This window comes from Cytobacillus firmus (assembly GCF_023612095.1).
Lineage (GTDB): Bacteria > Bacillota > Bacilli > Bacillales > Cytobacillaceae > Cytobacillus.
Genome location: NZ_CP086235.1, coordinates 4,282,864 through 4,290,000, shown reverse-complemented (window position 1 = coordinate 4,290,000; position 7,137 = coordinate 4,282,864). Strand labels below are relative to the sequence as shown.

Genomic DNA, 7,137 nt, shown 5'->3' with positions numbered 1-7,137 from the left:
AATGGGGGGACGCAGGAGGATAGGGTAAGCGCGCTGCTGGATTAGCGCGTCCAAGCAGTTAGGCCGGTAACGAGGCAAATCCCGTTACCACATAGGCTGAGCTGTGACGGCGAGGGAAATTTAGTACCGAAGTTCCTGATTCCACACTGCCAAGAAAAGCCTCTAGCGAGGGAAAAGGTGCCCGTACCGCAAACCGACACAGGTAGGCGAGGAGAGAATCCTAAGGTGAGCGAGAGAACTCTCGTTAAGGAACTCGGCAAAATGACCCCGTAACTTCGGGAGAAGGGGTGCTCATTAGGGTGAATAGCCCTGATGAGCCGCAGTGAATAGGCCCAGGCGACTGTTTAGCAAAAACACAGGTCTCTGCGAAGCCGCAAGGCGAAGTATAGGGGCTGACGCCTGCCCGGTGCTGGAAGGTTAAGAGGAGAGGTTAGCGCAAGCGAAGCTTTGAATCGAAGCCCCAGTAAACGGCGGCCGTAACTATAACGGTCCTAAGGTAGCGAAATTCCTTGTCGGGTAAGTTCCGACCCGCACGAAAGGCGTAACGATCTGGGCACTGTCTCAACGAGAGACTCGGTGAAATTATAGTACCTGTGAAGATGCAGGTTACCCGCGACAGGACGGAAAGACCCCGTGGAGCTTTACTGTAGCCTGATATTGAATTTTGGTACAGCTTGTACAGGATAGGTAGGAGCCTGAGAAGCCGGAGCGCTAGCTTCGGTGGAGGCGTCGGTGGGATACTACCCTGGCTGTATTGAAATTCTAACCCGCGCCCCTGATCGGGGCGGGAGACAGTGTCAGGTGGGCAGTTTGACTGGGGCGGTCGCCTCCTAAAAAGTAACGGAGGCGCCCAAAGGTTCCCTCAGAATGGTTGGAAATCATTCGCAGAGTGTAAAGGCACAAGGGAGCTTGACTGCGAGACCTACAAGTCGAGCAGGGACGAAAGTCGGGCTTAGTGATCCGGTGGTTCCGCATGGAAGGGCCATCGCTCAACGGATAAAAGCTACCCCGGGGATAACAGGCTTATCTCCCCCAAGAGTCCACATCGACGGGGAGGTTTGGCACCTCGATGTCGGCTCATCGCATCCTGGGGCTGTAGTCGGTCCCAAGGGTTGGGCTGTTCGCCCATTAAAGCGGTACGCGAGCTGGGTTCAGAACGTCGTGAGACAGTTCGGTCCCTATCCGTCGTGGGCGCAGGAAATTTGAGAGGAGCTGTCCTTAGTACGAGAGGACCGGGATGGACGCACCGCTGGTGTACCAGTTGTCTTGCCAAAGGCATCGCTGGGTAGCTATGTGCGGAAGGGATAAGTGCTGAAAGCATCTAAGCATGAAGCCCCCCTCGAGATGAGATTTCCCATAGCGTCAAGCTAGTAAGATCCCTGAAAGATGATCAGGTTGATAGGTCAGAGGTGGAAGCGTGGCGACATGTGGAGCTGACTGATACTAATCGATCGAGGACTTAACCAAGTCATATTGGTGAATACTCGGCAAATGCTTCTTCATACATTATCTAGTTTTGAGGGAACGAAGTTTCTTCAATCAAATAGTCCGGTGGCGATAGCGAGAAGGTCACACCCGTTCCCATACCGAACACGGAAGTTAAGCTTCTCAGCGCCGATGGTAGTTGGGGGCTGTCCCCCTGTGAGAGTAGGACGCTGCCGGGCGAAACAAATTTGTGATTCGAAATCACATAAATAATATTGTCGCGGGGTGGAGCACGTCCGAATAAGCTTCGAAGGAATTTCTTCAGCGCACCGATTGAGCTGCTGCTTGAATAATCTTTCTGAAATCGGGGCGGTACTTCTTTGATTAAACTGCGAGATGTAATGCCAGATGTGGGCATGGAAAAAATCACATAAATAATATTGTCGCGGGGTGGAGCAGTTCGGTAGCTCGTCGGGCTCATAACCCGAAGGTCGCAGGTTCAAATCCTGCCCCCGCAATCTGGTCCGGTAGTTCAGTTGGTTAGAATGCCTGCCTGTCACGCAGGAGGTCGCGGGTTCGAGTCCCGTCCGGACCGCCATTTTATAGCTCTAAAAGTAAAACGAAACTTGGTTTCGTCTTTTTTTATGCCTTTTTACCATTAGTGTATATGATGTTAATAATGAAAATAGCTTACTTTGCCCATTGCTGCAAAATAAGGTAAACTACATATAGACTATTCTCCTTAGGATTTATCCTAAGGTTTTTTTGTAATCTTAGAATGCAGTTCTTTGAATTTCGAGAACTGTCCACCGCAATCTCCTACTGCCTTGAGGCGGTATGGGTGATAAAGCGTTTGTACTTTTTCTTTTCGCTTATAGATTAGATAATAAAAGGTGTTGAAACATATGAGTCAGTTTGAGTTTATCTCAAAGAACCCAGAGGATACGATGGGGTTTTCAGAAAAGCTTGGCAGCCTGCTTCAGCCGGGGGATGTCCTTGCTCTGGAAGGCGATTTGGGTGCGGGGAAAACGACCTTCACCAAGGGGCTGGCCAAAGGGCTAAATATAACACGGAATGTAAATAGCCCGACTTTTACAATTATTAAAGAATACCACGGAAGATTGCCCCTTTATCATATGGATGTATATAGAGTTGAAGATTCCTTTGAGGATTTGGGGTTTGATGAATATTTTGATGGTAATGGGGTCACAGTTGTAGAATGGGCTCATCTTGTTAAAGAACAGCTGCCCGAAGAGTTACTGACGATTTATTTATATCTTGATGATCATGACTCAAGAAGGCTTGTCCTGGAACCTCAGGGCAGAAGATATGAGGAATTGTGTAAGGAGATTATGTCATGAAGGTTTTGGCCATAGATACATCCAATTACCCTCTGGGAGTAGCTCTTCTGGATGGCGATCAGGTTATAGGCGAGTATATTACAAATGTAAAAAAAAATCATTCTGTCCGGGTTATGCCGGCTATTGATATTTTAATGAAAGACTGCGGTGTTAAGCCTGCTGAATTAGATAAAATTGTTGTAGCGAAAGGACCTGGTTCGTATACTGGAGTGCGTATCGGGGTAACGATTGCAAAAACACTGGCATGGACTTTAAATAAGCCGCTTGTTGGGGTATCAAGTCTTGAAGTTTATGCAGCCTCGGCTGGCAGATACTTCAATGGAGTCATTTCTCCCATATTTGATGCACGGAGAGGGCAAGTTTATACCGGCCTCTATCAGTATAGGGAAGGGCAGTTAGTATCGGTGATCAAAGACCAGCTTCTGCTTTCAAAAGAATGGGCAGCCATGCTCTCAGAACAGCAGGAAAACGTTCTTTTCATTGGGAATGATTTGCCATTGCATAAAGATGTATTCAGAGAATTCCTTAATGAGCGGGCAGTGTTTGCTTCACCTGCAGAACATAACCCAAGGCCGGCAGAACTTGCTTTATTAGGACGTGACCGCGAGGCTGAGGATGTCCATTCTTTTGTACCTAATTACATTAGGATTGCGGAAGCTGAAGCTAATTGGATAAAAGCAAACAAGGAAAAAAAGTTATAGATGAGGAAGCGGACGTATGAATAAATCCTTAACTTTCCGTTTGATGAATGAAGAGGATATTGATGATGTTTTGGAGATCGAACACAAATCCTTTGCAACACCCTGGAGCAGGGAGGCCTTTTTTAACGAATTAACTCATAACCAGTTTGCTTTGTATGTTGTTTTAGAAGAAGAAAATAAAGTAATAGGATACTGTGGAGCATGGATTGTCGTGGATGAAGCTCATATCACCAATGTTGCGCTGCTCCCTGAATATCGGGGGAGAAAACTTGGAGAAGCTTTGATGCGGCAGCTAATGGAGGTTGCGTCTGAAAAGGGAGTCATCACAATGACTCTGGAAGTAAGGGTATCCAACTTCACAGCTCAGTCCTTATACCGAAAGCTTGGTTTTCAAAACGGAGCCATCAGGAAGAACTATTACACAGATAATCAAGAAGATGCTTTAGTAATGTGGGTGAATTTATAATGAAAAAAGATCAATGGATCATGGGAATTGAAACGAGCTGTGATGAAACGGCTGTAGCCATCATTAAGAATGGACGCGAAATTACAGCCAATATCGTTGCATCCCAAATAGAAAGCCATAAACGTTTTGGCGGAGTAGTTCCCGAAATAGCTTCCCGTCATCATGTTGAACAGATAACAATCGTACTGGAAGAAGCATTATATAAGGCAGGGATCACATATTCTGATCTTTCAGCAATTGCTGTAACGGAAGGACCTGGCCTTGTAGGGGCGCTTCTGATTGGGGTTAATGCCGCAAAAGCCGTTGCATTTGCTCACCGCATCCCGCTGGTAGGCGTGCATCATATTGCTGGCCATATTTATGCAAACAGACTGGTGGAAGAAATGGAATTCCCGTTACTTTCCCTGGTAGTCTCCGGCGGACATACAGAACTGGTCTATATGAAGGAGCATGGCCATTTCGAAGTAATTGGCGAGACAAGGGATGATGCTGCAGGTGAGGCATATGATAAAGTTGCCCGGACCTTAAACCTGCCATATCCGGGAGGTCCTCACATTGACAGACTCGCACATGAAGGGAATCCAGCTATTCAGCTTCCAAGAGCCTGGCTGGAAGAAGGTTCATACGATTTTAGCTTCAGCGGCTTAAAATCAGCGGTTATCAACACTGTCCACAACGCTGAACAGCGTGGAGAGAAGATAGTACCGGAGGATCTGGCGGCAAGCTTCCAGGATAGTGTTATTGACGTCCTGGTAACGAAAACAGAAAGAGCAGTTGAAGAGTATCAGGTGAATCAGCTTTTGCTCGCAGGCGGAGTTGCTGCGAATAAAGGTCTTCGGGCTTCTTTAGAAAAGAAGTTTGGAAATAGAGCTGATATAAAGCTTATTATTCCGCCATTATCTTTATGCACAGATAATGCAGCGATGATAGCGGCAGCAGGAAGTGTCCTGTTTGATAAAGGACACTTCGCCGGTCTGGATTTAAATGCAAATCCCGGTTTAGATATTACTATCCACAACGATAAATAAATAGGAAAAAGTCCCCGACAGCATAGGGGGCTTTTTCTGTGGATAAAATCATTCATTTCAGAATTTTATGTTGGTAATGTGGATAAAATCAGCTTTAATTGTGGATAATGTGGAAAAGTCTGTGGAGAGTACATATAACTGCGTTTTTCTTGTGATTATCTTTGTGGATAATAAAAAAGACTGGCAGTGACTATTCTACCAGTCTAAAAGTTATGAATATTCTCTCAATCCTCTTCAGCTAAAAGCGTCCATTCTTCCATCAATTCTTCCAGCTTTGCTTTTGCATCATCTGTTTCATTTGTTATTTCCATTACCTTTTCATGGTCCTGATAAACATTCGGATCACATAAAAGCTGATCATTAGCATCTATGACTGTTTCTAAGTTTTCTATGTGTTCTTCAATTTCTTCCATTCTTCTTTTTCGCTGGCGTTCGAGCTTTTTAGCTTCTTTATCCTGCTGATAATTATTTTTGTCCTGCTTAACAGGCTGCGATGCGGTGGTGTCAACTTGCTTATTAAGTGCAAGCAATTCCTCCTGCTCCTGCTTTTTTTCCACATAATAATCATAATCGCCAAGATATTCAGTTGCCCCGCTTCCAGAAAGTTCAACTACTTTTGTTGTAATTCTGTTGATAAAGTAGCGGTCATGAGAGACGAAGAGAATGGTCCCGGGATAATCGATCAATGCATTTTCAAGAATTTCCTTGCTGTCCAGGTCCAAGTGGTTTGTAGGCTCGTCCAGTATTAAAAAATTGGATTTCTGCATCATAAGCTTTGCAAGTGCGAGCCGGGCCTTTTCACCACCGCTCAGTGTTGAAACGATTTTTAGAACATCATCACCGGAGAAGAGAAAGTTCCCAAGTATGGTCCTGATTTCTTTTTCCGGTTTCAGCGGGTATTCATCCCATAATTCGTTCAGGACTCTTTTGTTGCTTGTGAGCTCTGCCTGTTCCTGGTCATAGTAGCCAATTGTCACATTGGAACCGTACTGAATCTCCCCTGAAAAAGAAGGGATTTTTTTGATGATGGTTTTAAGCAATGTGGACTTGCCGATTCCATTTGGGCCTACTAGTGCAATGCTGTCGCCTCTTGCCAGCCGCATTGAAATATTCTCACTGACTTTCTCTTTGTATCCTATAGCTAAAGAATGTATATTTAAAACCTCATTGCCCGACTGACGCTCGATGTCAAATCCAAAGGAAGCCGATTTCTCGTCTCCAAGCGGCCTGTCCATCACGTCCATTCTGGCCAGCTGCTTTCTGCGGCTTTGTGCCCTTTTGGTTGTGGAGGCCCGGGCGAGGTTTCGCTGAATGAAGTCCTGCAGCTTAGCGATTTCTTCCTGTTGTTTTTCGAATTGCTTCATCTCTTTTTCAAAATTAGCCGCTTTTTGATCCAAATAGGAACTGTAGTTTCCTGGATACTTTCTTATTTGGTGGCGGGAAATCTCGTAAACCTGAGAAACGACCTTATCAAGAAAGTACCGGTCATGTGATACGATTAGAATAGCACCGCTGTATCCCTGCAGGTATTGTTCGAGCCACGATAATGTTTCAATATCAAGATGGTTGGTAGGCTCATCCAGGATTAAAATATCAGGTTTTGTGAGCAGAAGTTTACCAAGGGCGAGCCTTGTTCGCTGTCCGCCGCTCAATGATGAAATTTTAGTATCATAGCCCATTGAGCTGAAATTGAGTCCATGGAGAATGGAACGGATATCTGCTTCATATTGATAGCCGCCATTTTCTTTGAAATCAACCTGAAGTTTGTCGTAATCTTTCAATACGCGTTCATAGGCATCAGAATTATTTAGGATATCAGGATCTGCCATTTGTTCTTCAAGGCTGCGAAGCTGTTTTTCCTGCTTCTGCAGATGACTGAAAACAGTCAGCATTTCATCCCAAATGGATAACTCCGATTCCAGACCGGTATTTTGTGCAAGATAGCCGATGGTTACTTCCTTCGGCTTTATAATCTCACCAGAATCATACGTCATGTGTCCGGCAATTATTTTTAAAAGGGTGGATTTTCCTGCACCATTGCGTCCTACAAGGGCAATCCGGTCCCTGGTTTGTACTTCAAGCTTTATATTCGTTAAAATGGGATCAGCGCCAAAACTTTTTGCCAGCTGATTGACTTGTAATAGTATCATGTTCTT

Annotated in this window: 5 protein-coding genes, 2 tRNA genes and 2 rRNA genes (1 of these 9 only partly in view); 8 read left to right on the top strand and 1 reads right to left on the bottom strand. The window is 45.3% G+C overall.

From position 1 onward, the window contains the following. The 8 genes from LLY41_RS21825 to tsaD form a co-directional block, all read left to right on the top strand. A 23S ribosomal RNA gene (locus LLY41_RS21825) occupies nucleotides 1-1,467 on the top strand (it extends 1,469 nt beyond the left edge of the window). A gap of 80 nt (nucleotides 1,468-1,547) precedes the next feature. Continuing rightward, nucleotides 1,548-1,664, top strand: a 5S ribosomal RNA gene (gene rrf / locus LLY41_RS21820). A gap of 205 nt (nucleotides 1,665-1,869) precedes the next feature. Further along, nucleotides 1,870-1,943, top strand: a tRNA-Met gene (locus tag LLY41_RS21815). A 3-nt stretch (nucleotides 1,944-1,946) separates the two neighbouring features. Further along, a tRNA-Asp gene (locus LLY41_RS21810) sits at nucleotides 1,947-2,023 on the top strand. A 307-nt stretch (nucleotides 2,024-2,330) separates the two neighbouring features. After that, the gene (tsaE, locus tag LLY41_RS21805) at nucleotides 2,331-2,786 is read left to right on the top strand and encodes a tRNA (adenosine(37)-N6)-threonylcarbamoyltransferase complex ATPase subunit type 1 TsaE (RefSeq protein ID WP_095246179.1); all 456 of its coding nucleotides are present in this window, start codon (nucleotides 2,331-2,333) and stop codon (nucleotides 2,784-2,786) included. Next, nucleotides 2,783-3,487: a tRNA (adenosine(37)-N6)-threonylcarbamoyltransferase complex dimerization subunit type 1 TsaB gene (tsaB, locus tag LLY41_RS21800; RefSeq protein WP_095246178.1), complete on the top strand. Its 705-nt coding sequence runs from the start codon at nucleotides 2,783-2,785 to the stop codon at nucleotides 3,485-3,487. The genes tsaE and tsaB overlap by 4 nt, the downstream gene beginning before the upstream one ends. A gap of 16 nt (nucleotides 3,488-3,503) precedes the next feature. Continuing rightward, the gene (gene rimI, locus LLY41_RS21795) at nucleotides 3,504-3,953 is read left to right on the top strand and encodes a ribosomal protein S18-alanine N-acetyltransferase (RefSeq protein ID WP_095246177.1); all 450 of its coding nucleotides are present in this window, start codon (nucleotides 3,504-3,506) and stop codon (nucleotides 3,951-3,953) included. After that, complete coding sequence (gene tsaD / locus LLY41_RS21790; RefSeq protein WP_304586610.1) at nucleotides 3,953-4,981, top strand: tRNA (adenosine(37)-N6)-threonylcarbamoyltransferase complex transferase subunit TsaD; 1,029 nt, start codon at nucleotides 3,953-3,955, stop codon at nucleotides 4,979-4,981. Before rimI ends, tsaD begins: the two co-directional genes overlap by 1 nt. A gap of 224 nt (nucleotides 4,982-5,205) precedes the next feature. Here the strand turns inward: tsaD and LLY41_RS21785 are convergent, their stop codons facing one another. Then, a complete protein-coding gene (locus LLY41_RS21785) occupies nucleotides 5,206-7,131 on the bottom strand; it encodes an ABC transporter ATP-binding protein (protein ID WP_304586609.1) in 1,926 nt (641 codons plus the stop codon). Between the last annotated feature and the right edge of the window lie 6 nt (nucleotides 7,132-7,137).